The sequence below is a fragment of the Drouetiella sp. genome, from assembly GCF_059504425.1.
On record NZ_JCACIN010000051.1, the window covers coordinates 1 to 24,761 of the forward strand.

Below are 24,761 nucleotides of genomic sequence, written 5' to 3' on the forward strand. Positions count from 1 at the left end.
GATGAAGACTATTTGCTCAAGGTCTTGTGTGGTTAAGATGCGTTCGCCCTGAGGGTTGAACTGAAGGAGCAGCCATTGCAGGAAACTGGCAAGATTTGGTCAGCCTTTGTGTCTTAGCTTCTAATGTCTATCTCAAGGAGCTATCAAGTTTGCAAAAAACTTTCTAGTCTAGTAGTACTTGAGGTGATGTTGTAAAAAAACGTCCCTATTCTCTAGCCTTTGATAGAGGGAGAAAGTTTGCTCTATTCTGTGGGCAGAGCTTTTGGGTTAACTGCGTCAATTCTAGAAAAATAATTTGAGTAGCGAGAGGTTTCGTATGACAACGCACATTTCAACGGATGATATTAGGAAAGATAAGGGTGCGCCGCTTTGGATCAGCGTTCTCTTGATTGGTTTGGGAATCGCCGCGATCGCTGCTCCAGCAGTTTCCACTATCGTAACTGAAACCTGGATCACCCTGATCCTAATTTCTGCAGGAGCAACTAAACTATTTTATGCTTTGCAAACCCGTGAGCAAGATGGCTTTATTTGGAAGCTATTGCTAAGCGGTTTGTATATTGCTACAGGGATTATGCTACTGGTGAATCCCTTATCGGGCGTGATTACGCTTACTCTCCTGCTGGGTAGCTTCTTGTTAACAGAGGGCGTGTTCGAGATCATTTTAGCTTTCCGCGTTCGCCCCCAGCGCAACTGGCTTTCGGTACTGGTCAATGGGGTTTTTACACTGCTGCTAGGAGCTGTTATTGTATCTGAGTGGCCTGGAAATGCACCTTGGCTGTTGGGAGTTGCGATCGGTGCCAGCATTATTTCGACGGGTGTTTCGAGACTGATGCTATCGCTTAACCCACGCGTCGCCGAAGATTCTACCCATCTGTCTGATAGCCCACCTTCAGAGCAGTTTTGACTTAGGGTTTTCGTTACTTAAGGTTTGCTTAAACGATGCAGTCCTTGAGTAGCAAGTTTTTACTGGAGCTGCGGTATTGCACAGCCCTAGGCGCTCAGAGCCAATAGGTTTTTGAGAGCCGCGTAGAGTGCAACTCTCAAAAACCTATTGGTCATAACTCAATTGCGCAATACCAGGCATGGCATTTAAGCATATGGAAGTCTCTCTATTCGATCGCACGTTTAGAGACGGTGAAGGCAATATTGTGTTGGGTCAGATGCCAAATCTGCCGATCTTGGTCTGGTTTGCAGCTACCTTGCTCAAGATTGTATTGACAAGCGGCAATCTCTATGCGGGTCTAGATGCGATCGCATTTGGCAGCCTATTTACTTGGGCTTGGCAGGAGCTATTTCAGGGCGTAAATTACTTTCGCCAATCGCTAGGTTTGACTGTTTTGGTGGGCGCGATCGTGCTGAGAATCTAGACGGCTGTGAGCTATTCCCTAGAGAGTGTTCTGCTTATGACGCCTAGCTAGCTGGATATGCTCTGAATCATCTTTGACTTGCCCTGGCTTATGATTTGCGCAGTACCGCAATCTCGTATCAAATCTAAAATCCTCTTACAATTTGTACTCAATGATGGGTACAGATTGTAAGAGGACTTAAAATAGCAACGTTAAAGCTATTAGGTCAGAACTGATACAAAATCCTTATGATTCTGGTACCCAAATAGAGACTGAGCCAGCTGTACATCGAAACTCAGCCCAACCTTCCTCATTAGTTGTGACAGGTTCACTAATGTGTTCAGTAATGTCAATATAAGTGCGATTAGGCTGACCGATCTCCATATATTTGGTGCCCTCATCGCCATTGCTCAAAACGACAGCTACACCACCCGGATGATCTTCCTCGCCCAGGCGCGTCCAGCCAATACAATTGGCATGATCGAAGTAATCATATTGCTCTCCGTAGGCGTATGTCTGCCGAGCCTGTAGCATCTTATCCAGCAGGAATTGATGCTGGTCTAGCCACACTTCACACTCGGTGCCATCACTGGCAGTGTCTTTGTAATGTGCGCCATAGTAATCAGCATAGAAGATACAGGGATACCCTTCGCGTCTCAATAAAATTAGTGAATAGGCAAGCGGCTTAAACCAGGGTTCAACTACAGATTCCAACGACTGCAATGGCTGCGAATCGTGGTTCTCAACTAGGGTTACAGCTAGAGTAGGCTGTTGCTGAACCAGAGTATTATCAAAAATCTGCCGCATGTCATACTCATTGCCTGCCTGACTTGCTGCATGAAAGTTGTAATGCAGCGGCGCATCAAAGAGAGTCACTTTGCCGTTCGTATTTTCAATGAAGTTATGGAGAGCTTCAACTTCATACGACCAGTATTCACCCACTGCAAACAGCTCGCGCTGAGCGTAATTACTCACATGATCTAGCCATTCTCGGAAGAAGTCTGCTGACACATGTTTGACGGCATCGAATCGAAAACCGTCTACTCCTGTTGTGTCTACGTACCATTCTCCCCAATATTTAAGTTCTCCAGCAACCTCAGGATGGCTTGTATCTAGATCACAGCCCATCAAATAGTCAAAGTTTCCTTTCTCTAGGTCAACATCACTATCAAATTTTTTCCCTTTGAGCAGGTAGATTGCATTCTCAGATTCGTTGTAAACGTTGTAATCGATCGCATCAAAATGCCACCAGTGCCACTGCATACTGGAGTATTTTTCACCACGACCTGGAAAGGTGAAATGTGTCCAAGCCTTAATTTTTTGGTACTCTCCAATTTTTCTATTGCGGTTTTCAGGGTCAAAGGGAGTTGCTTCTGCTTCTTCTTCTGCATCAGCGCCTAGCTTATGATTGAGAACAGCATCTGCATAGATACGAATTCCCACAGCCTGTGCCGCTTTGATGGCACGAATATATTCATCCTTAGTTCCATACTTAGTACGTACAGAGCCTTTCTGATCAAACTCCCCCAAGTCAAATAAATCGTAGACTCCATAGCCTACATCCATACCGCCGCCTGTGCCTTTGTACGCAGGTGGCAGCCATAGTGCAGTCACACCAACCTTCGCCAAATCTTCAGCAGATTCTGTCAACTGATTCCACAGACTACCATCGTCTGCGTTATACCAGTGGAAGTACTGCATCATTACGCCATTAGTCTCAGACACAACTGCCTCCGGCAAAAGATAAATTTTCTTTCCTGAAACTCAACAATACGTCAAACGATAGGAGTAATCATCTATCAATCTAGCTATACGGATTCTAGCAAGATCTATCTATCGACAGATGCTATTTTTGTTTCTCTGACGGGGTCTGTAGAGGCATGGGCAGAACTTAGCGATAGCTCTTTTTCTAGGTTGTCTTGAAGTGTCTCCAGAACGGCGATCGGATCAGCCGCTTCTTGCATCACTTCTGCTTCAGGATCATGACGATCGATCACATTGGGTAAATCTGTGCGAAGTTCTTCCAGAAGCGCAATAATTTTGGCGATCTTCTGTTCCGATAGAAGATTGAGTTGCAGCATGAGCTGAGCGCGCTGTTCAGCAAAACTTTCTTGCCGAGACTGGCGCACCAATACTCCTGTTGAAATTAAAAGAGCCGCTGCATCTAAACCATAATCTGCCCAGATAAAGGATGGCAGTTTGAAGGGCATCACTTCTGTATGGTTGATGAAATCTCCCATAATCCAGATTGAGAGTCCTGCTAATAGACCATACATGAATGCCGATCGCCCGAAGAAAGCCGCAAATTCCTCTAACACCCGCTGATGAGTGGGGATATCTCGCACTTTCTGCGTGTGGAGCGCAATGATAGCCTCAATATTTTTAGTAATAGGATCAGACAGAGGAGCCGTTAGAATTCGCCGTCGACTGGCGTTAAAATTAAGTTCAGCTACGCCCAGATGACCCGATGCATCATGACTAGACGAATCATGAGTTAATCTATCATTACGCAACAAGACATCATTTGTGCGATCGCTATCGGGATCAACTGGATAGACAGTATCGTGAGCCATATAGATTTGCAGCGGTTCTGTCTTGAGTGAGTCTATTTTTACCAACTGGCTTCAGCAGATGGCTTCAGAGGATGTATGTAGTCTAGCGTATAGAGGAGATGCTAGTTAGCAGCTCTACCCCATGGGCGATCGCAGATTTTGTTAGTCAGAGGTAAATGGATGTCTACTCCGCAAAATTTTTCAGTAGGTCTACTGCCAGGATTTGATCGCATCATGTTAGAACATCGGCTGGCTGGACAGCAGCCTGATAATCTTTGTGGGCCTTACTGGGTTGCCGTGTTGCTGCGATCGCGTGGTATTACTTTAACACCTGAACAAGTTGCCCAAATGGCAGGCTCGATACTGCCTACAGGAAATCCGGAAACCTGGTTACCCAGCGGCGCAAACTCTCGGCAAGATTACTGTTTGGCACTACCCGAAGCAACAGATCTTAGAGAGGCTGGAACCTCTGCCCAGGGTCTAATGGCTGCTGTTTCAGCGCTTTCTGACAACGCCCATAGGTTTGTGCCGCTTCAGGCCGATTGGACAGTCGATCGCCTGGAAACCGTCTTACAGCTATGCCAGAATCACTCGAACTGGAATGCGATTCCGCTTTGCAACCTGCGCACCGATTCGCTCTGGGGGGCAAGTCTACCCGTTGGCGATGCGATCTCCTATCTTTCAGAGGAAGCAATTATGCCGCCGCCTGCCGACTGGAACGTGGGGCATTTCTTGGTGCTGGCAGGGATGGTGAAAGGGATGCGATCGCTAGGGCTAATCTGCGATACTTACCCCAAGTTTGGCTGGCAGGGCTATCACTTGCAGCCATTTGATGTTCTTGCCCAAGCGCTCAACCGAGGCGATGGATATGGCGGCGGCATTCTGTTATTTATATCCCAGAGTGATCAAGAAGAGGTTGAGCTACAGTTCAAACAAGAAGGATTTGCGATCGAATGCTGGGATAATGGCAGTCCGATAGTATAGTTCTCGCATTGATAGTCCTGATTTATTGATAGTCCTGATTTATTGATAGTTCTGATTTTTGTTATGGAGCTTCGTCCCCGTAACAAAAATCAAGACCTGAATACCATTACTCTCGTATTCAAGAATTTAGTAAACCTCCATATACTCTTTAGTCTCCCAGTCGGTCACATGGGCATGAAAACGAGCTAGCTCAAACTGCTTGACCGTGGTAAATAAATGCACGAAGTCTTCACCCAAGAGCGATCGCATTTCAATATCAGCATGGAGTCCTGCTAAAGCCGCCTCTAGATTAGGCGCTAGCTTGGGAAGATTGGGATTATCTTCGCTGGGTCCTTCCACAGGTGACTGTAGCTCATACTGATGCTCAATCCCCAGCAATCCGGCAGCTAGCGTAGCAGCAGCGCTCAGGTAGGGATTGCTCAAGCCAGACGCAGCCCGCATTTCCAGATGGGTACCTTCGTCGTGGGTTGCTTTAACCCGCACCATTGCCGATCGATCTTCGATGCCCCAGCTAATGTTGGAGGGTGCGAAAGTGTAGGGCTTGAGGCGGCGATAACAGTTGGGAGTAGGTCCAATCAGCGGCATCATGGCAGGCGCATGGGTCAAGATGCCCTGGATAAAAGATTTGCTAGTTTGGGATAGACCGTCGGTATCGCTAAGATCGAGAAAAGCGTTTTGTCCAGTGCGACGATCGATGAGGCTGATGTGAAAGTGGCAGCAGCATCCGGCGCGATCGGAGAAGGGCTTAGACATGAACGTTGCCTGGTACCCCATCCGATGCGCAACCTCTTTGACCGTTGTCTTAAAGGTAAAAGCTTTATCAGCTGCTGCAATACCTACAGCTGGCCCAAAATTAATCTCAAACTGTGAAGGCGCATATTCACAGTTGTGGGTAATCACATCAACGCCGGATGCCCGCAGATAGTCTAAGAGCTGATCAATCTCAGGGATATATTGGTTCCGAATATGGTTGAAAATATGAAGCCCATCAAATAACGGCTCTTTCGTATCCTGTTGTAGCAGATAAAACTCAAACTCATGTCCCATCATGACATCAAATCCCATGGCTTCCGCTTTGTGCAGCAGAGCCTTCAGCACGTAACGAGGAGCCATGGTTAGCGGGTCATCTGTGCCCCACTGCGCATCACAGATGACCTTAGCGGTGTTTTTTAGCCAAGGAACAGGTGCAAGCGTATCCAAATCGGGAATCAACATGTGGTCGCGATATTTGCGCTCCTCATGCATTCCAGAACCCGTTACCACTTTTGAAGCCGTATCGAGCGCCAGCGTTCCGCCATAGAAGTTTAGCCCCTTGCGCGTGTAGCCCTCCACCTTATCGATGGGAACTACTTTTAGCCTCGATACGCCATGCAGATCGGGCAGCTCAAAGCGGACATACTCAATGCCCTGCTCCTGAAGTGTGGCGATAAATTGGGTAATGCGATCGCCCACCAAATGCTCTGAGGCTAAAGCTTCCATAACCATTGGGATACCTTAAAAGCACAGCTTGATCTAAAAACTAAACCTTCTTCATTTCGCTGAAGCGAGTGTGAGAAGCCTCAATATCATTCTCCATTTCTTGAATCATGTTAGGGGAGCGCGATCGCAAAATCAGAAACCAGACTGCGCCCACTATCATATAAACCAGGAACAGATAGGGGAAGACATTGTAGGGAGCAGTAGGAACAGGGAAAATACTGTTCTCTCCAGGAAGACCGATACTGCCTAGAACAGGAATGAGCATGAATCCGATCGCCAGAATGGAAGATAGAACGTCTGTCCAGCGCAGCTGGTGCTCACGTCGGAGATAAATAGGAGCCGCGATTGAAATCAGAATGTAGGCAACCAGAAAACCATAGGTGGCGATCGTGCCCGTGTATGCGTAGATATCTAGCGGTCTTACGCCTACCATATTCATAATAGTTGGCACTAGAAACGTAGCAAGTGCGAACAGGGTGATTGCCACATGAGGCGTTTCATTTCTGCCATGTGCCCGACCAATGCTTCTGTGAAAGATGCCATGTCTTCCCATAGAGAAGAAAATTCGGGCACCTGCATTGATACTTGCTAGAGCACAGGCAAACATACTGACCGTTGCCCCGACAGCAATTAGTACGCCAAAAAAACCGACGCCAGCAAAATTTGCTAGGTCGCTCATAGGAGCTGCACTTTCGTTGAATTTGACCGGAGCGCCCTGAAATCCTAGCACCTCAATGTAGGACATAAACACAAAAAAGATTCCACAGATAATCGTGCTGCTAATCACTGCCCGTGGAATGTTGCGTAGAGGCTGCTTGGCCTCATCGCCCAGCGTTGTCGCGCTCTCAAACCCAACATAGCTGAATACACCCAACACCAGACCCAGAACAATGCCGCCCGGTTTGGCATCCTGAAGTGTAAGCTGAGCTGGATCAATAACGTAGCCTTTCTCGCCCAGAATAATCATACCTAGAATGATGATCAGCCCGACCGATACCGCTTCTAACACCAGCATGATAACCGTTGAAAGCTTGATGTCTTTATAGCCTACGTACCAGGCTATGCCAACGCAGATCGCAAATAGGAAAATGGGAGAGGGATTGATACCGATCGCGCCGAGGACAACCGCCCCATAGCTGGCAAATCCGCTCACCACAGCCATTGCGGTCAAGACATAGGCTAGAACCAGCGCCCAGCCTGTGAGTACGCCTGCCATAGGTCCTAGCCCGCGAGCAATGTAGGCGTACAGTGAGCCGGGTGATGCCGATCGCTTAGCAAATTGGTTAATATTGAGACCCACAAAAGTCAAGCCGATTGTCGCTAAAACGTAGGTAAACCAAGTCCCCGTTCCAGCGCTAGCAAACACTAAAGCGGCGTTGACAGTGGGCGTAACGCTAGGTGCGATATTAGCGATCGACTGGGAAATAACTTCAGAAAACGGTAGACAATCTGGACGTAAACCTGAAACCCTTGGCTTAACCTCTAATTTGGCCATGCTTAATCCCTCAATCAGTGACGGCTAGGTGAATTCTCTAAAAACCGGGTAGATAAAAACTAAGTAACTGCACCTGATTAAATCCAGAGGATAAAGCCTTGAATTCCATCTAAACCTATGCCATCCGTCAGGGCGAATTCGTAACGCTTGATACCGAGCGATCGTTTTTTACACGACACTTGCCCTCAAGATATCCCGGCAATACGCCCTCACCATGGGCGAACAATATCCCTCTTGCGTCCATAGAATTGGGAAAAAGCTTTCATCGATCGTTAGATCTCCTATGGAACGGTAGCGACCATAAATATAGCCTTGTCCCACGCCCAAGGGCTGAAACTGAGAAGAGGCTGACATTGTGCTAACCGAAAAGCTCCGTCTCGTCTCGTCTGTAATATTCCGACCTGAACCGTGCCAGAGGTCACCATGCATGAAAATACAGCCGCCCGTCGGAATGTCTGCGGTTTGTATCTGATCCTGAACTTGGGATGGCTCAAGACCTGCCTCGATCGCCCCATCCCAGAGCGGCTGGCGATAGTCTCCTAAAGGCGCATGGAGAAACTGGAAGCGATCGCTACAGAACCACAAATGAGAGCGGGGCACATACTCCAGCGCTCCAGCCGCCGCGCTTCCTAGGGATATCCAACAGGTGATCACGGTGGCAGGGTCAATACAGCTCACCGAAGTATTGTTGCGATGAAAGAGCACCTCAGGTGCACCAGGCGGCTTAATCCAACAGCTATCAGTTGCCAATCGCCCGCCCGTCCATCCCCCCAGCGTCGCATTCAACCGAGCAATTTCGGCGGACAGGGAGAGGCTGGCAATTGTGCAATCGCATCGCCAAAGACCGCTCATTTGCCGGGTAGCATTGGGCTGACTGAGATTCGGTCTACCATGCCATTCATCTGGGTAGTTACCCGTTTCTAGCTGTGTCGCAAAGAGCGGATCAAGTCGAGCATCAATGCGATCGACGACTTCTAAATCAAGGAATTTCTCTATCACTAGAAATCCCTGTGTCTGAAACTGCGCTATCTGAGCGTCGCTAAACTGTAGAGGCTGATGGGTCATCGCTAAGCACTCGCCTGATTAGAGGAAGATGCAGCAGCCTGTGCAAAAGCGTTTTCACAATAGCCTTCTATAAAAGGAGTCCGATAGCCGTCTTGCCGATAGACGATCGGGAAAAAGCTCTCATCCATTGCGTCGTCGCCAAATCGCTTGTAGCGTCCGGCAATGTAGCCTCCGGGCACATAGGCTCCTGCTGGCTTAAAGCGCGCCTCAGCGGGTACATGCACCAACACCAAGCTGCGTCTCACCACATCTGGCAGCAGATTTCTGCCAGAGCCATGCCACATATGCCCATGATGGAAAGCACAGCTTCCAGGCTTGAGCGCTAGCTGAACCACCTCAGGTGACTCAACTCCAGCGCGTTGAGCTGCTTGCTCCATTTCCCAGCGATAGCTCCTGCTGGGGGCATGAAACTCTGGCACAGTGCTAGACAGCGCCCAGCGATGTGAACCCCGCACATATTCAATCGGGCTGGCTCCCTGTACCGCATTACTGAGGGCGATCCAGCACACCACAATCTCCTGCGGCGTATGGTAGAAAGAGTACATGGAGTCCTGATGATGAGTAGTCTCAGTTGCACCATAGGGTTTGCGCCAGAGACTATCGCTTAGCAATCTTGCACCTGACCATCTGCCTAAGTCTGCGGCAATCTCGCCAATTTTTGCTGATAGCACGACCGAAGCAAAGGCGCGATCGCTCTTCCACACGTTGCTCATTTGCGCCGATGCACCCGGCTTGCCCAACTGCGGATTCCAGTACCATTCATCCGGATAAACTGAAGTGTCAAACTCGCCTGAGAACAGAGGCTCAACGCGATCGACCAACCGATGAACGGTTTCTTCATCAATCAAGTTTTCAACAATTAGAAAACCGTCCCTGTGGAAGCAATTAACTTGCTCGGCGGTTAAGGCAGATGCGGTTAAAGCAGACATTATGGAATGCAGTCTTAATACGGAATTTAGTACTGCCTAACATATCAGACTAGCTTGTCATAATATGTTGTGCAAAATACAGAAATTTTGGCTGATTGCTCAGCAGGATCAGGGAATAGAAATAAGCAATGCAATAAAAGCTCATGACCACTGCTCAACCCAGCCTTCTTGTGATTCGACATGAGGAATGCTCAAGTTTAGGACTTCTGAAAACGGCTGTGAAAGATAGGTCAATACCCATACGGTACTTAGATACTCCTAAAGGCGAAGTGCTTTCTGAAGCAATTGCCAATTATTCCCACATCGTGGTTTTGGGTGGGGTAATCAGCGCTTATGAAGATGAAACCTATCCTTTTCTACAGTATGAATTTGAGTTACTAGAATCGGCGATCGCTCAAAAAATTCCTATTTTAGGAATTTGCCTGGGTTCGCAGATTTTAGCAAAAGTCTTGGGCGCAAAGGTCTATCGCGGCGAGTCGGGACGCGAGGCAGGATGGTGCGAAATTCAGCTTTTAGAGACGGCAAAAACCGATCCGTTATTCAAAGATTTTCCGCCGCAGTTTCGGGTGTTTCAATCGCATCAGGATACGTTTGATATTCCACCCAATTGCGATCGCTTGGCTCAGAGCAGCAAATATCCCAATCAAGCTTTTCGCTATCAAGATCATGTCTGGGCAATTCAGTTTCATCTGGAAATCGACGAGAATGTCCTGAGTGATTGCTCAACCGTAATTGCTCAAGAGCTAGTGGATAGCCAGATTCAAGACACGACGATCGAGCAAATGCTGCGGGAGGCTGAACAGTACTCTCCTGCGGTCAAGCCCTTGGCGGATAGCCTTATGGAGCATTTTTTAGCCATTTAGCTCTATTAAACAGGTTGTAAAAAATACACTTCTTTAACTTAAATCTGCGGTTGTTACTGAAACTGAAACTGGGATTTTAGAGTCGATCGCACCGGACATAATAACAGCTAGTTCTGAACTCATCCGTTCCCCTCCATGCTGTTTAGTGATGCTCGGCTTTATCAAATTTTATTCCTCAGCTTATTTTTAGGAGTTGGAATCGTTGCGCGGGACTGGTCGCTGCACCCCCTCATGATTGGGGCGCTAATTGCCACCTGCTGCTGTGTCCAGTGGATCGCAGCGATTCAAGTTTCTGCTCCGTTCATTAAATCCCTTCCGAGTGCATTAGTCACCTCTTTGGGGCTGAGTTTGCTGCTGCGTGCCGATCACGTTGGTACGCTAATGTTGGCAGGCACCTTGGCGATTCTCAGCAAGTTTTGTCTGCGAGTGCAGGACAAGCATATTTTTAATCCAGGCAACTTTGGCATTGTAGCCGTGCTAACGCTGACACAGGATGCCTGGGTTTCTCCAGGGCAGTGGGGTGAAGAAGGCTGGTATGTGTTGCTGTTTCTCAGCGCGGGTGGCTTAGTGCTGGGACGGATTGGACGTTGGGATACAAGCGTCGCATTCTTGGCTTCCTACGCGGGGCTGGAGGCAGTGCGAAACCTCTGGCTGGGCTGGACATGGGATGTTTGGGCACATCGGATGATGAGCGGTTCGCTGTTGGTGTTCGCTCTGTTCATGATTACCGATCCGCGCACTGTTCCCAATGCGCGAATTGCACGAATTATTTGGGCTGGCGCGATCGCTCTTCTCACCTTCTATCTTCGCAACTTCTGGTTTATCTCAACCGCTCCTTTCTGGGCGCTGTTTAGCCTTGCGCCATTGACTATTTTACTTGATCGAATGTTCTCAGGCGATCGCTTTATCTGGCATCAAGATGCTCTAGAGCTATCTGAAGTAGATATGACCGATGAGCTTTTACCAGTCCCTTAAAACAGAAGCTCCAATATTTTTTACCTTCTCTGAAATGAAATTTCAGCTTCTAGTATGAAACTCTTTCGCGTTCTGCTGATTACCTGTTTTATTTGTTTAACAAGCTTCTTCATTGCAGCTAAAGCCTGGGCATTTTGCGGTTTTTATGTGGCTAAAGCGGATACAAAGCTATACAATCAGGCTTCGCAAGTGGCGATCGCCCGCAATGGCAATCGTACGGTTTTGACTATGGCAAATGACTATCAAGGCGATGTGAAAGATTTCGCGATTGTCATTCCTGTTCCGGTTGTCTTAGAAGAAAATCAGGTGCAAATTTCTGATCCTAAAATAGTTGAGCGATTGGATGCTTTTAGCGCTCCTCGCCTAGTGGAGTACTTTGATCCTGATCCCTGCGCACCGATATGGCGGACTGAAGATAGGTTGATGGCGCCCCAAGCGGCTTCTGCTGAGCGGGCTGCGTCTCGGCAAAGTAATGGCGCTCTGGGCGTGACGGTAGAATCTCAGTTCACGGTAGGCGAGTACGATATCGTGATTTTGAGCGCTAGAGAGTCGGGAGGCTTAGAAACTTGGCTGACCCAAAATGGCTACCGCATTCCCCAAGGCGCGAGGCAGCTCTTGCAGCCCTACATTCGTCAGCGCCTAAAGTTTTTTGTGGCAAAGGTGAACTTAGAGGTATATGAAACTTCAGGCTATCAGTCTTTACGTCCGATTCAGATCATCTATGAGTCGCCTCGATTTATGCTGCCGATTCGGCTGGGCATGGTTAATGCCCAAACTGCACAGGATCTGATTGTCTATATTCTGTCGCCCCAAGGACAGGCAGAAGTGACTAATTACCGCACGGTAAAAGTGCCTTCGGATGCAGAAGTCCCGCTGTACGTCAAAGAGGAATTCAGCGATTTTTACAAATCTATGTTTGCAACGGCTTACAACCGCGAAGGCAAGAACGTAGCTTTCGTGGAATATGCCTGGGACATGGCGGGTTGCGATCCTTGCTCGGCTGAGCCGTTGACCCCTGATGAACTGCGTCAGGCAGGCGCATTTTGGGTAACTCCAGAAACACCGCAAAATGTATTTTTGACCCGAATGCATGTGCGATATACGCGCGATCGCTTCCCTGAAGACCTAATATTTCAGCAAACGAACAACCGTGAATCCTTTCAGGGTCGCTATATTCTCCGTCATCCCTTTACGGGCGAACCCACCTGTAGCGCTGGGCAAGACTATCAACGATCGCTTCCCCGCGTTTTTGAGCGGCAGGCTCAAACCCTGGCACGTTTGACAGGCTGGGAGATTCAGGAGATCCGCGAGCGGCTACCCCAGGTGCAGAGCCGTTTTATCCCTTGGTGGCAGCATTTCTTTCAGGCGTTTTTGGGGCATGGATAAGCCGACTCAAACATTTCTGAGCGCCCATACGCAGCGCATAATTGCGGCGATCGTCTACCAGCATGGCAAAGATTTCCCACTCGTCGGGGGTAATCAGGCGATCGCCCTTATTAAGGCTATTAACCAAGGCACAAAATGTCTGGCTCTCCCCTGAGATTTCCTCAAACTGGAGGAAATGCCCCATCTTGACTGTCCAGCGTACCTTGATCTTCCACCACCGACTCCGATCTTTTAGCTCAATTTCGCCCACCTTGACACTGCGATCGAGCGATCGAATTCTGTCAGCCTGCTGGACAGCATGATAAGTCTCTAAAGCGGTGGCGGCGATCGGTTTAGCTGCGATGGGGTGGGTAGTGGGTGCAAGAGCAGGAAAAGGCAGAGTCGGGTTCATCTCAAGTTCAAAGTAGACAGGCTGCAACACCCTAAATCTTTCCTGCTGTTACCCAATACCGTATGACTTTGGTATTTTCATTCGCTCAGTCTGGCAAGATCCGTGAAATTAGTGAGAGCCTGGAGAAAAAACTATCTTCTCTGTTCTAATCCCATGCCTCTACCCGATCGCCAAGCCGCTATCCCTCTTCTGGAAGCGCTCCAAACTGCTGCCCATGCGACCCGTGCAGCCTTCCACACGCCGGGTCACAAAAAAGGGCAGGGGATTCCTGCACCGTTGGCAAATTTCTGGGGTGCAGCTGTCTTTCGAGCTGATCTGCCCGAACTGCCAGAGCTGGACAACCTCTTCGCGCCCGTCAGCGTAATTCAAGCTGCGCAAAATCTTGCCGCAGAGGCGTTTGGAGCCGATCGCTCCTGGTTTTTGGCGAATGGTTCTACCTGCGGCATTGAGGCGGCTGTGTTGGCAACTTGCAATCCTGGCGATAAGCTGATCTTGCCGCGCAATGTTCATCAGTCGGCAGTCGCAGCGCTGATTCTCTCAGGAGCCATTCCTATCTGGGTAGAACCAGAATATGATGCGACCTGGAATTTAGTGCATGGGGTGAGTCTCACTAGCCTGGAAATCGCGATCGCCCAACATCCAGATGCCAAAGCCGTTCTCATTGTTTCACCCACCTACTACGGGGTATGCAGCAATGTAGAGGCGATCGCCCAGTTGACTCATCAGTATGGGATGCCGCTTCTGGTAGATGAAGCCCATGGCGCACATTTCGCCTTTCATCCCCATCTGCCCACTCCAGCCCTGCAATCTGGAGCTGATTTAGTAGTTCAATCTACCCACAAAACCCTGTCTGCCCTGACGCAAGCCGCCATGCTGCATATTAAAGGCGATCGGGTGGATGGCGATCGGCTGACGCGCTGTTTGCAGCTTGTGCAGTCCACTAGCCCCAGTTATTTGCTGCTTGCCTCTCTGGATGCGGCTCGTCAGCAGATGGCAACCCAGGGCAAAGCCTTGTGGACTGAAACATTGAAACTGGCAGCGATCGCCCATACCCAGCTGAGCCAAATTTCCGGACTTGTGGTTTTGCCCGTCTCTAGCTCATCCGGCTTTCACGCTCTTGATCCGACCCGGATCACGGTCGATGTTTCAGGTTTAGGACTCACCGGATTTGCAGCTGATGAAATTCTCCACCAAACCCTCAACGTCACCTGTGAGTTACCTGGACTCCAGCATCTCACCTTCATCCTCACCCCCGGCAACACCCCTGAAGACATCGATCGCCTGATTCAATCTTTCAAAATCCTGGCAGTTACCGCACGCCCTTTTGCCTCCTTCCCACCTCATCTCCCTCACCTCCCCATTCCCTCACACACTCCTCTCTCCCCCCGCCAAGCTTTCTTCTCGCCCACTCACACCGTGCCGCTCTCAGAGGCGATCGCTCATTTCAGTGCCGAACTGATCTGCCCTTATCCACCCGGAATTCCGGTGCTTTTTCCGGGAGAAGTGATTACCGTCGAGGCGATCGAATACCTCCAGCACGTTCTTGCCACAGGCGGCATTCTCACGGGCTGTGCCGACTCCCAACTTCAGACTCTAAGAATTGTGAAAGAATAAACTTTTGCCAGGGGTCTAATAAAACTAAACCTAGAGTTTGCGGATATATGGCGTTAGGGTAGATAGAGAGTCCTGCCTTTCATTGAATTCTGCCCTATCAATGTCTTCTCCTCTCTGGTCATACGTTACTCCCGGCATCCCCGATCATCTGTTTGAGCGCCTGCCCGGAATTCCGCTCACTAAACGGGAAATTCGGCTACTCCTGCTCTCTTATCTGCGGCTCAAAGCAGATTCTGTCCTGTGGGACATTGGTGCCGGGACAGGCACGATCGCCGTTGAAGCTGCTTTACTCTGCCCTCAGGGCAAAATTTTTGCGATCGAGCGAGATGAAGATGTGGCGGATTTGATTCGGCGCAACTGCGATCGTTTTGGGGTGAAAAACATCGATATCGTTGAAGGGAGCGCACCAGACTGCCTCAAGACGCTATCCCTTGAACCCGATTGTGCTTACATTGGCGGCGGTCGTTCCATCAAAGCAATTCTGCAATCGGTCTGGGAGAGGCTACAGCCGCAGGGGCGCATTGTGGCAACCGCCACTAATTTGGAAAGCCTCTACGCCATTTCTGAAGCGCTATCAGAACTGCAAGTGCGAAATATTGAGGTGGTTCAGTCTGCCATCAATCGCCTAGAGATGCGAGGAACTCATCAAGTCCTGGCAGCCCTTGACCCTACGTTTGTTTTAAGTGGGGAAAAGCTCGGTTGAACAAAAATTCTGTTAATGTATGCCACAGTGTTTCTTAACTTGAGGATCGCTTAACTCAAGAAATTCTCAGCCTGAGCTTGGGACTTCAAGGATGATTTACGCTGCCAGGTTTTATCGCTTTCGTTCTACTCTCCTGCTTCCTATGTCTCTTGCGCGTCTCCTCAGTGCTATTGTTGCGATCGTCCTAGCTCTGGGAATGATTGTCCTGGGCGGCTGGTATTTCACGCTGTGTTTTGGTGTAATTGTCTATCTGGGGCTGCAAGAATATTTTGAACTAGCACGAGCAACGGGGATTGCGCCAGCCGCAAAAACGACGATCGCCATGAGCCTTTTACTCATGTTGATGGCAGAGTCTGCGCCTGCATTAGTCGATGTTCTCATGCCTTTGGCAGGGACATTCATCTGCTTCTATCTCCTGTTTCAGCCGAAACTCTCAACGATCGCCGACATTGCTTCTTCAATTCTGGGACTCTTCTACTGCGGATATTTGCCTAGCTTTTGGGTGAGGCTGCGAGGGCTGGGTAGTGCTGAGGTCAGTAATTTGCCGCTTGGGGGCTACTTTCCGGAGTGGCCGATCGCCCCTATCACAACCTTGCCCGTTGGGCTAACCGTGACGCTGCTTGCCTTTGCCTGTATTTGGGCGGCGGACATCGGAGCATACTTCATTGGCAAGTTTTTCGGGAAAACGCGATTGACGGACATTAGCCCCAAAAAAACAGTGGAAGGTGCAGTATTCGGAGTTTTGGGTAGCGTTGTAGTGGCAACGGCAGGATCTTGGTTTTTAGGCTGGGCAGGCACTCCCCTCAGCGGTATGGCACTCGGACTGTTGATTGGCATTGCCAGTCTATTGGGCGATTTAACTGAATCGATGATGAAGCGCGATGCCGGAGTCAAAGACTCAGGTCAACTGATTCCGGGGCATGGCGGCATTCTCGATCGCACCGATAGCTATGTCTTCATTGCGCCGCTAGTCTACTACTTCGTCACGTTGCTGCTGCCAATGCTTCCGTCTTAGCTTGATAAGGTTAGCGTTGCTGATTTTATCTATGAAATTTATTTTGAGAGGTGTGCGGAGCACACCTCTCAAAATAAATTTCATAGCCGGATTAAGCAATACCATGAGGTTTGGAGGGAGATTGAAGTAGTGAAATCCGCCCTTCCAAAGCAGCAAACCCTACTGACTAGAATGGAAGCGATCGCCTAACCTAATTTTGAAGCTCTAGAGCGGCTACCATTAGAGTCAGCAAGCCAGCAGGTCAGCCATGACCTTGGCATTGAGCAACAGTTTTTCTAAACTACCCCCTCACGTTTGAGCTAGACCCATGACAACCATTCTGGAACAGGGCAACATCAGTATCCATACTGACAGTATTTTCCCCATCATCAAAAAATGGCTGTATTCTGACCACGAAATTTTCTTGAGAGAACTCGTTTCTAATGCAGTGGATGCTATCCAAAAGCTGCGCATGGTCTCCCGATCGGGCGAGTATCTGGGTGAAACGGGTGAACTAGAGATTCATATTGCGATCGACAAAGAGCAGAAAACCCTCTCAATCACCGATAACGGCATCGGCATGACGGCAGAGGAGATTAAAAAGTACATCAACCAGGTGGCTTTCTCCAGCGCCGAAGAATTTGTCCAAAAGTACAAAGACAGTACCGACCAGCAAATCATTGGTCATTTTGGCTTAGGCTTCTACTCCTCCTTCATGGTTGCCTCTCGTGTTGAGATAGACAGCCTCTCCTACAAAGAAGGTGCAGAGCCGATTCACTGGTCTTGCGATGGTTCTACCCAGTTTGAACTGAGCCAATCAGAGCGAAGCGATCGCGGCACCACGATTACTCTGCACCTACAAGAGGAAGAGCTAGAGTACCTGGAAGACTACCGCATCAAGCAGTTGGTTAAAACCTACTGCGACTTCATGCCCTTCCCAATCAAGCTGGCTGATGAGCAGATCAACAAGCAAAAAGCTGCCTGGAAGGAGTCGCCCAAAGACCTGACGCAAGCAGACTACCTGGAGTTTTATCGCTACCTCTACCCTTTTCAAGAAGAGCCGTTGCTGTGGGTTCATCTCAACACCGACTATCCCTTTGTAGTCAACGGCATTCTTTACTTCCCAAAACTGAAGCCCGATGTTGACGTCACGAAAGGTCAAATCAAGCTGTTCTGCAATCAGGTATTTGTTAGCGACAACTGCGAAGAAGTGATTCCTCGCTTCCTGCTGCCTTTGCGTGGCGTAATCGACAGCTCTGATATTCCACTCAACGTCTCCCGCAGCTTTCTGCAAAACGATCGCACCGTCCGCAGAATTGCCGACTACATTGCCAAAAAAGTGGGCGATCGCCTTAAGGAACTCTATCGAGACGATCGATCGCACTATATCCGCTGCTGGCAGGACTTAGGCACCTTCGTCAAGTTTGGCTCTATGAACGATGATAAGTTCAACAAGCAGGTGGAAGATATTCTCATCTTCCAGACTACGGCTGACCTAGCTTCTGCCCCTGCCGAAATCCCTGCCGTAGAAGTTCAGTCCGCTGAGGGCGATGTATGGCAAGAAGTGCCGCCTGAAGCAGGACAGAGCAATAGCTTGGACGGCAAGGCTTACACGACCCTCAAAGAATATCTAGAGCGCAACAAAGCCCGCCACGAAAACCGAGTTTATTACTGCACCGACGCAACTTCTCAAGCCACCTACGTAGAGTTGCACAAGAGTCAGGGACTAGAAGTGCTGTTTATGGACTCATTCATTGACAGCCACTTCATTAGCTTCCTAGAGCGCGAATATTCCGATGTGCAGTTCTCCCGTGTTGATGCAGACTTAGATGAAACCCTGATCGACAAAGAAAAAGCGAGCGACATTGTTGATCCCAAGACCAATAAGACCCGTAGTGAAACCGTCAAGGAGCTGTTTGAAACTGCCCTGCACAAGCCCAAGCTGACGATTCGTACCGAAGCTCTCAAGTCTGAGAATGCTGAAGCCGCCCCCCCGGCGATCGTCCTTCTTCCTGAAGCTCTGCGCCGGATGCGTGAAATGAATGCCCTGATGATGCAGCAAGCTGTCGAATTCCCCGAAGAGCATACGCTCTTGGTCAACACGGCTCACCCACTGATTCAAAACCTGCTTAACCTTAGCCAGGGCAGCATTATTCAATCAGACGGTCAATCTCCGTCCTCAGAGCTAGCCACTCTGATTTGCCAGCATGTTTACGATCTGGCGCTGATGGCACAAAAAGGCTTCGATGCAGACGGCATGAAATCGTTTGTGGAGCGATCGAATCAGGTACTAACCCGCCTGACCAAAAACTAGGCGCTTGGTTTAAGTGCTTAGTTTAAGCGCTTAAATTCAAAGAGGTAAAAGATATCAAATTTGATATCTTTTACCTTTCCTCTAGCCTCCAGACCCTAAATCACTCTATAATGAATGACCGTGTCCATCCATTCCTTAAACCGCCATGCCTCGTCAATGTGACCTCACGGGCAAAAAGGCAAATAACGCCTACGCCGTCTCCCATTCGCACCGTCGTACCAAGAAATTGCAGGAAGCCAACTTGCAGGAAAAGCGCGTCTGGTGGTCTCAAGGCAACCGCTGGGTCAAGCTTCGCCTTTCCACTAAAGCCATCAAAACTCTTGAGCGCAAGGGTTTAGCAGCTATGGCAAAAGAAGCTGGAATTAATCTCAACAAGTATTAGATCTCTCTTTTCCCCATAGGAGAGCCAAAAAATTAATCATGTAAATGCGGAGAGTTCCTGAATGACTCCCCGCATTTTCGCGTATTGTCAACTTTATCTAAGCTCTATTGAAACAAGGGTAACTCATGTGCTTATCCCGACATTAGTCTAGCCCCAACAACCAACATCCTAAGAAGGTGATCGCTTTTTGGGTCGAATCGGGCATTATAGGTTTCATTAGCAAAGATTTTTGTAACCTCAAACCTTATGAGTGGCAGAGCCGTAGTTTTTACAGAATGTGAGCGATCGTAATTTCCCCGTTGAACTTATAGCCCTGAATTGTTAAGACAGAATCATCCATAAGTGCTCTTAAACTTCAATAGATTCTCTCTGCGCCCTGACTATCACCCATCCCAGACTTCATAATCACCTACCTTTCATCTGCCGATTATCCCACTTGTCAGGAAGACAGTTATGTCAACCCCAAAAATCATTAGAGCCGCTCAGCATCTCCTTCGACAGATTAGTCGAATGGCTCAAACCCTTACTAAAGGTTTCATTAGTGGGCTGCTCCGAAGCTGGTTAATCTTTAGTCGGCGAACTGCCACACAGGCAGGTTTTGTGTTGCCTACTACTATTCTGCTGCTGCTGGTCGTCACCCTCACCGTAGGCGCGATCGGCTATCGTACCTTTACCCGAACGCAGCAGACTATCGGTGAACGTCAGCAGCGTGTTATTTACAATGCGGCGACTCCGGCAATCGATCGTGCCAAGGCTAAAATTGAGTTCTTATTTAGCCCGGATCGCGATCGCCGAAGTGGGGGTGTACCCAGCCAAGCTCAGCTTTTAGGCATGATGCTGAATGACGGACGAGATTTGGGTGGCAATGTCCGAGTGCAGCCCCTTCCGGGTGATGATCCCTATAAGCTGCCCGGTGAGTCGCGGATTGATATTAATGGAGATGGTGTTGTAGACAACGCTTGGCGCTATAAAGCCGATCTGGATGGAGACGGCACTACCGATGGCGCTAATGATGGAACGGTGGTTTACTCCATTCTCTTCACGGCTCCTGCTGATCCAGCAACTTTGAGGAGTCAAAATGTTGCGGCTCGCGCAACGGCTCGTCCTTTCCCTTTCATCCGCAATGCTCCTTTGAGTAATGCTACTCAAGCCACAAGTGCCTGTAAGATTCGTAGCGGAACCACAACCGGAACCGGAACTGAGACGTTTGTTCCGATCAACAATGATGGTTGGTTCCCTGACGAAGTCAATACTACCAAACTGCGTAAAAACTTCCAGGTTGATGCCTATGTTTTACCCAATAGCCCCAATGGCACGATCGCCACACTAGAGTTTCAGCAAGATCGGGAGGCGACTCAAGGCTTCAAATGGGCAGCCTGGTTTAGAAATGACCTGGAAATTTTTCCCGGACCTGCCTTCAACTGGAACGGTGCTATGCACACTCAGGGCAACCTGATTGTGGGCGGCAGTAGTTTCCGAGGCTATATGATCAGCTCCAAAGATTCATGCTTGTATACTGAGGAAGCTTCAAAGCTGACGACAGCAGACATTAAGGCGGAGCCATCGAGAGAGATTCCAGCTTTTCAGGGGCAGTTCATCACAGGTACAATCCGCGACAACAATTACAACAATGGCTCCCGGTTTGACCTGTTTGCAGGGCCAGGTCGCGACCCGGTCGAGAACAGGACAATGGACGCTAACAGCGACTCCATTACGCCTACGAATGGTCGCAGACCTGCCGACTATTCCCTAGATCCAATTGGTATTCAGGCTAACGGCATTTCTGTGGGTCGAACTGTGCCTAACCCTGCGGTAGATAAAGACACGACAGGAACTCCAGCCTGGAATGAAACCAACCAGTTTTTCCCCCGGATGGTTTACGCCAATGAGGATACGCCCTATGTTGATGACACCTTCCGTGCCGACAATCGCTATGGCCCTTATCCCCGATATGGTCGAAAGAGCGATCAAATTCCAGGGTTTATTGGGGCAGATATCTCTGGAAATATTGAACTGACGGGAGATGAACCCCCTCCTGGTTCAGACAGCACCAGCGTCGGTCTAGATGGCTATTGGGAACGCCGCGCTCGCCGAGATGGGCTGAGACTGCTTGTGAGTCAGCGTCTAGAACTGGGCGATCCTGCTGGGTGGGGCGGCCCTTCTCCAGATGGAGTTGATCTGGCAAATGAGCCGCTTAAGCCCTGGGATATTTGCCCTAGCAACAGTTCAGGTCGTTGTAATGAGGCTCGACAGCGTAGATCTCTCTGGGATAATTTATCTTCTGTCCAGGCAACGGCAGTCTACCATGCTCAATCTCCCAATGGCGTTGACTTTCCGGCGGCTTGTCTGGCGACCACTGTCCATCCTGGAACTGCTGGGACGCTAGATAAGAGCGCTACATTTGAGAACTTAGCTTATGGCTTGCCCACACCAGCCTTCTCTCCTCCAGTAACGTCAGGTCGAGATCCTTATCTAGCAGCAGGTGGGCGATCGCTTATCACCAGCGATTTCTTCCGAGGTCGGGGTACCAACGGCTGGGAGTTCAGCGCTCCGCCCACAACTGCCTTCACATCTAGTGCAACTAGCAATCCCTGGATGAATGCGCTGCGCAACCTGGCGCAGTTTGCTGGAGATCCAAATGGGGGCGCTCCCTCCTTTACCTCTGTTCAGGGCGCAATTAACCAGGATCAAGTTCATCCCTATCCCTTGATGTCAATGTGGGGCGATTTCTCCATGCTGCGTCGGGTGATTGGCTTAATGGATAGCGGCGTTACCTACGCTAACCTCAGCCCTGCTGACAAAACAACGCTGCATACAGCAGGTTGTGTGATTGGTATGTTGGCATACAACGTGGACTACCTGGAAAAGTTTGATGTCGCTAATGTCGAAGCGGATACTCAAGGTCGCCTTCTGATCGGTGACGCAAATGTTACCAATCCGAGCGCTTCAAACTTTTCAACGGGCTTGAGGGGAACGCTGCGGCTAATCCTGCGGCGTAATGATCCCGCAGTTCTGGCATTGCCTGCCGCAACGCGATTGCCCGATTCCATTCGCAGACCCACTGCCCTCACTACAATAACTTCCGCTATGCTGGCAGACATGGCGTTTGAGAGTGGCTCTAACGACCCAGAAACCTTTATCCGACTGATGGAGCGTTGGCGAAACGATCCCAGCACCTCTGCGGCTCGGCGAGATGAACTGAATAAGCAAATTTATCTAGCACAGCTCATTATCAGTAAAGAGCAGGTAGCACGCGATCGCCGTTTCGGCTTTTTTCCAAACAGACTGGCAGATTCCCCGCTGGGTCGATGTACAGCTTGGGAAGGTATGCTTCCTCCATCGGGTACTGAGGAAGTAAGACGCGCTAACTCTGAACCACTATTCAGTCTTTGTTCTAGGCGCCCTCACTTTCCCGTGCTTTATTCTCTCTTTCCTGCTTACGTTCTTAGCAGCACTACTGTACCTCCAGCTACTGTAGAAGCAGGTTACTCAGGCGGCTTTCTCAACCATAGAGATCTCTCTGATTCTGTGCAGGCAGCCCTGGTTCGAGAAGCTCCTGATGACTACATCCGCACTTCCAACACTGGAGCCACCCTTCTCTATCGAGTTGTGCGACCCGAAACAGTTGCCAGCGTACCGCTAGGTATCACGGGTACGACCCTGGGGAGCGCCACCAGATCTTGGACATTGCCTGTTGTTTCCACGGGCACCAATGGTTCTACGCCCAACAGTAACCGCAATTCCTTGATCAAGATTTGTACTAACGATACCCCTTGTTCCCAGCCTACTAGCTCAACAAACCGTATTCCCCGACCAGGAGCGCTCTATCGCACGGCTTTCAAAGATGCAGCTCTATTCAACGGTCGAGAAATGCTGAGTGTCAGAACATTGGATCTAGATTTAGATCTGATGCGATCGACTGCCATTGGAACTGATTCCTGGCTCCCTAAGAGCGGTCTTGTCTATGCTTTCCGAGAGGATGCCGTCTCTGAAGCGCACATTGTCCGACCGTATCGCAGCACCTGGGAAATCTGTAAGACTGACCTCAAGCTTCGTACAGATACGAACTGTCAGATGAATACAGGGTCAGTCGATGCCTTAGCATCTACCGATCCTCCTGTGAGCAGCGATCGCAAGATCACGCCAAAACCTGTGGATTACTATGCCGATCCCGATCGTCGTCCTCACGGCTTCCGCCTTCGCAATGGCGCTTCTCTAGGTCGGACAGGGGATGATGGTCGTGGTTTAGCCTTCATCAGCCACAATCCCGTCTATGTCATGGGACACTTCAACCTACACCGCGCCCCTGGAGTAACAAGCACCGCACGAACTGATGGGCTTGAGGAGTTTATCAAGGCTCAACAGCTAGCAGATGACTTCTCTAACTTTTACACCCGCAAAGATCTCGATCTCACCTTTGCCCGTCCTGAGAGCGACCAGTGGAGACCGAGTGAAGTGCTGGCTGATGCCGTCACGCCCCTCTCGACTGAGTTCTGCGATGGCAGTATTCAAGATGGGATGTATGCGGTGACAGAGTCTCTCCTATCAAACCAAGCTCGCGATCGCTATGGGTGCAGCAGCGGCAACGTCACCTCTTACCTCAACCAAGATCGCGTTCTTCTTCCTCCGATTCTGACGGGTGCGGCAATAGGCAAAGGCGTTAAATGGATGCGCTCTACTCTGGCTGACAGCTACCCCACAACTTTGCCAAATGCCGTGCTTGAAAACCCTGCTGAGGGTGAGTCCCCTATTGTCTTCCGTAACGGCAATCCGATGACATTCAGTGGCACTATTCCCAATGAGCACCTCGCGGGTTACGCCGCTATGAACGCGGGTAAGACTCAGATTAATGCCTCCGACGGTATCCAAATGAACATGATCATGGTCAGCGGATTGATTCCTTCGCGTCCCAACCAGTCTTACGGAGGCTTGCACAACTTCCCACGATTCATAGAGAACTGGGATGGTGACGATCTGTTTATTTCGGGTGCGTTTTTACAGCTCAGTTTCAGCACTTATGCGACTGCGCCTTTTGACCAGGATCGATGGGAAGTTTCGACAACTCCTGATGGCTCTACTAATGAGGACATTGCTTACTACAGACCTCCTAATCGCCGCTGGGGATACGATGTAGGTCTGCAATATGCCAAAGCAGGTCCTGTAGCTCAGCGCTTCAAGTTTGCTGAAGCCATCCGGAGTGAGTTCTATACTGAGCCAGCCGCAAATGATCCCTATATTGCTAACTTGAGAAACTGCGCTCAACCCGCGACCTGTTCTGCCCCATGAGGA

At 49.6% G+C, this 24,761-nt stretch carries 19 protein-coding genes; 12 read left to right on the forward strand and 7 right to left on the reverse strand.

All coding sequences use genetic code 11. The features are described from left to right. The first annotated feature begins 316 nt into the window (after positions 1-316). On the forward strand, positions 317-904 hold the full coding sequence (locus tag AC5JMP_RS12800; RefSeq protein WP_495851861.1) for an HdeD family acid-resistance protein: 588 nt from the start codon (positions 317-319) through the stop codon (positions 902-904). Positions 905-1,097: 193 nt separating this feature from the next. Continuing rightward, positions 1,098-1,367: a hypothetical protein gene (locus AC5JMP_RS12805; RefSeq protein WP_495851896.1), complete on the forward strand. Its 270-nt coding sequence runs from the start codon at positions 1,098-1,100 to the stop codon at positions 1,365-1,367. A gap of 225 nt (positions 1,368-1,592) precedes the next feature. On the opposite strand, the gene AC5JMP_RS12810 is transcribed toward AC5JMP_RS12805, so the two are convergent. Both AC5JMP_RS12810 and AC5JMP_RS12815 read right to left on the reverse strand, forming a co-directional pair. Beyond that, on the reverse strand, positions 1,593-3,071 hold the full coding sequence (locus AC5JMP_RS12810) for an alpha-amylase (protein ID WP_495851862.1): 1,479 nt from the start codon (positions 3,069-3,071) through the stop codon (positions 1,593-1,595). Between the two features lie 104 nt (positions 3,072-3,175). Continuing rightward, on the reverse strand, positions 3,176-3,919 hold the full coding sequence (locus AC5JMP_RS12815; RefSeq protein ID WP_495851863.1) for a DUF1003 domain-containing protein: 744 nt from the start codon (positions 3,917-3,919) through the stop codon (positions 3,176-3,178). 159 nt (positions 3,920-4,078) lie between these two features. Between AC5JMP_RS12815 and AC5JMP_RS12820 the strand changes: the two genes are divergently transcribed. Next, on the forward strand, positions 4,079-4,882 hold the full coding sequence (locus AC5JMP_RS12820; protein ID WP_495851864.1) for a DUF6885 family protein: 804 nt from the start codon (positions 4,079-4,081) through the stop codon (positions 4,880-4,882). A 126-nt stretch (positions 4,883-5,008) separates the two neighbouring features. Here AC5JMP_RS12820 and AC5JMP_RS12825 read toward each other — a convergent pair whose 3' ends face one another. From AC5JMP_RS12825 to AC5JMP_RS12840, 4 genes are all read right to left on the reverse strand, one after another. Further along, positions 5,009-6,367: a glutamine synthetase family protein gene (locus AC5JMP_RS12825; RefSeq protein WP_495851865.1), complete on the reverse strand. Its 1,359-nt coding sequence runs from the start codon at positions 6,365-6,367 to the stop codon at positions 5,009-5,011. Between the two features lie 34 nt (positions 6,368-6,401). After that, positions 6,402-7,856, reverse strand: a complete 1,455-nt coding sequence (locus AC5JMP_RS12830; RefSeq protein ID WP_495851866.1) for an APC family permease — start codon at positions 7,854-7,856, stop codon at positions 6,402-6,404. A gap of 168 nt (positions 7,857-8,024) precedes the next feature. Next, positions 8,025-8,921: a phytanoyl-CoA dioxygenase family protein gene (locus AC5JMP_RS12835; RefSeq protein ID WP_495851867.1), complete on the reverse strand. Its 897-nt coding sequence runs from the start codon at positions 8,919-8,921 to the stop codon at positions 8,025-8,027. Between the two features lie 2 nt (positions 8,922-8,923). Beyond that, positions 8,924-9,850, reverse strand: coding sequence for a phytanoyl-CoA dioxygenase family protein (locus tag AC5JMP_RS12840; RefSeq protein WP_495851868.1), 927 nt, complete (start codon positions 9,848-9,850; stop codon positions 8,924-8,926). 143 nt (positions 9,851-9,993) lie between these two features. On the opposite strand from AC5JMP_RS12840, the gene AC5JMP_RS12845 reads away from it, so the two are divergent. The 3 genes from AC5JMP_RS12845 (at position 9,994) to AC5JMP_RS12855 (ending at position 13,074) form a co-directional block, all read left to right on the forward strand. Next, positions 9,994-10,713, forward strand: coding sequence for a type 1 glutamine amidotransferase (locus tag AC5JMP_RS12845; protein WP_495851869.1), 720 nt, complete (start codon positions 9,994-9,996; stop codon positions 10,711-10,713). Positions 10,714-10,848: 135 nt separating this feature from the next. Next, entirely contained in the window at positions 10,849-11,688 is an 840-nt protein-coding gene (locus tag AC5JMP_RS12850; RefSeq protein ID WP_495851870.1) for an RnfABCDGE type electron transport complex subunit D, read from the forward strand. A gap of 54 nt (positions 11,689-11,742) precedes the next feature. Continuing rightward, a complete protein-coding gene (locus AC5JMP_RS12855; RefSeq protein ID WP_495851871.1) occupies positions 11,743-13,074 on the forward strand; it encodes a DUF2330 domain-containing protein in 1,332 nt (443 codons plus the stop codon). Here the strand turns inward: AC5JMP_RS12855 and AC5JMP_RS12860 are convergent. Then, entirely contained in the window at positions 13,025-13,495 is a 471-nt protein-coding gene (locus AC5JMP_RS12860) for a hypothetical protein (protein WP_495851872.1), read from the reverse strand. The genes AC5JMP_RS12855 and AC5JMP_RS12860 overlap by 50 nt on opposite strands. A gap of 123 nt (positions 13,496-13,618) precedes the next feature. On the opposite strand from AC5JMP_RS12860, the gene AC5JMP_RS12865 reads away from it, so the two are divergent. From AC5JMP_RS12865 to hpsA, 6 genes are all read left to right on the forward strand, one after another. Beyond that, positions 13,619-15,079: an aminotransferase class I/II-fold pyridoxal phosphate-dependent enzyme gene (locus AC5JMP_RS12865; RefSeq protein ID WP_495851873.1), complete on the forward strand. Its 1,461-nt coding sequence runs from the start codon at positions 13,619-13,621 to the stop codon at positions 15,077-15,079. 100 nt (positions 15,080-15,179) lie between these two features. Then, positions 15,180-15,782 carry a precorrin-6Y C5,15-methyltransferase subunit CbiT gene (cbiT, locus tag AC5JMP_RS12870; protein ID WP_495851874.1) on the forward strand — a complete coding sequence of 201 codons (603 nt, stop codon included), beginning with the start codon at positions 15,180-15,182 and terminating at the stop codon, positions 15,780-15,782. Between the two features lie 142 nt (positions 15,783-15,924). Further along, a complete protein-coding gene (locus AC5JMP_RS12875) occupies positions 15,925-16,797 on the forward strand; it encodes a phosphatidate cytidylyltransferase (RefSeq protein ID WP_495851875.1) in 873 nt (290 codons plus the stop codon). Between the two features lie 307 nt (positions 16,798-17,104). Beyond that, positions 17,105-19,090: a molecular chaperone HtpG gene (gene htpG / locus AC5JMP_RS12880; protein ID WP_495851876.1), complete on the forward strand. Its 1,986-nt coding sequence runs from the start codon at positions 17,105-17,107 to the stop codon at positions 19,088-19,090. A gap of 145 nt (positions 19,091-19,235) precedes the next feature. Next, a complete protein-coding gene (gene rpmB, locus AC5JMP_RS12885) occupies positions 19,236-19,472 on the forward strand; it encodes a 50S ribosomal protein L28 (RefSeq protein WP_495851877.1) in 237 nt (78 codons plus the stop codon). Positions 19,473-19,925: 453 nt separating this feature from the next. Continuing rightward, complete coding sequence (gene hpsA, locus AC5JMP_RS12890; protein ID WP_495851878.1) at positions 19,926-24,758, forward strand: hormogonium polysaccharide biosynthesis protein HpsA; 4,833 nt, start codon at positions 19,926-19,928, stop codon at positions 24,756-24,758. The last annotated feature ends 3 nt before the right edge of the window (positions 24,759-24,761 follow it).

Coding starts and splice junctions, on each gene's coding strand:
- AC5JMP_RS12800 (WP_495851861.1), top strand. CDS start 317: ATGACAACGCACATTTCAACGGATGATATTAGGAAAGATAAGGGTGCG.
- AC5JMP_RS12805 (WP_495851896.1), top strand. CDS start 1,098: ATGGAAGTCTCTCTATTCGATCGCACGTTTAGAGACGGTGAAGGCAAT.
- AC5JMP_RS12815 (WP_495851863.1), bottom strand. CDS start 3,919: ATGGCTCACGATACTGTCTATCCAGTTGATCCCGATAGCGATCGCACA.
- AC5JMP_RS12820 (WP_495851864.1), top strand. CDS start 4,079: ATGTCTACTCCGCAAAATTTTTCAGTAGGTCTACTGCCAGGATTTGAT.
- AC5JMP_RS12825 (WP_495851865.1), bottom strand. CDS start 6,367: ATGGTTATGGAAGCTTTAGCCTCAGAGCATTTGGTGGGCGATCGCATT.
- AC5JMP_RS12830 (WP_495851866.1), bottom strand. CDS start 7,856: ATGGCCAAATTAGAGGTTAAGCCAAGGGTTTCAGGTTTACGTCCAGAT.
- AC5JMP_RS12835 (WP_495851867.1), bottom strand. CDS start 8,921: ATGACCCATCAGCCTCTACAGTTTAGCGACGCTCAGATAGCGCAGTTT.
- AC5JMP_RS12840 (WP_495851868.1), bottom strand. CDS start 9,850: ATGTCTGCTTTAACCGCATCTGCCTTAACCGCCGAGCAAGTTAATTGC.
- AC5JMP_RS12845 (WP_495851869.1), top strand. CDS start 9,994: ATGACCACTGCTCAACCCAGCCTTCTTGTGATTCGACATGAGGAATGC.
- AC5JMP_RS12850 (WP_495851870.1), top strand. CDS start 10,849: ATGCTGTTTAGTGATGCTCGGCTTTATCAAATTTTATTCCTCAGCTTA.
- AC5JMP_RS12855 (WP_495851871.1), top strand. CDS start 11,743: ATGAAACTCTTTCGCGTTCTGCTGATTACCTGTTTTATTTGTTTAACA.
- AC5JMP_RS12865 (WP_495851873.1), top strand. CDS start 13,619: ATGCCTCTACCCGATCGCCAAGCCGCTATCCCTCTTCTGGAAGCGCTC.
- cbiT (WP_495851874.1), top strand. CDS start 15,180: ATGTCTTCTCCTCTCTGGTCATACGTTACTCCCGGCATCCCCGATCAT.
- AC5JMP_RS12875 (WP_495851875.1), top strand. CDS start 15,925: ATGTCTCTTGCGCGTCTCCTCAGTGCTATTGTTGCGATCGTCCTAGCT.
- htpG (WP_495851876.1), top strand. CDS start 17,105: ATGACAACCATTCTGGAACAGGGCAACATCAGTATCCATACTGACAGT.
- rpmB (WP_495851877.1), top strand. CDS start 19,236: ATGCCTCGTCAATGTGACCTCACGGGCAAAAAGGCAAATAACGCCTAC.
- hpsA (WP_495851878.1), top strand. CDS start 19,926: ATGTCAACCCCAAAAATCATTAGAGCCGCTCAGCATCTCCTTCGACAG.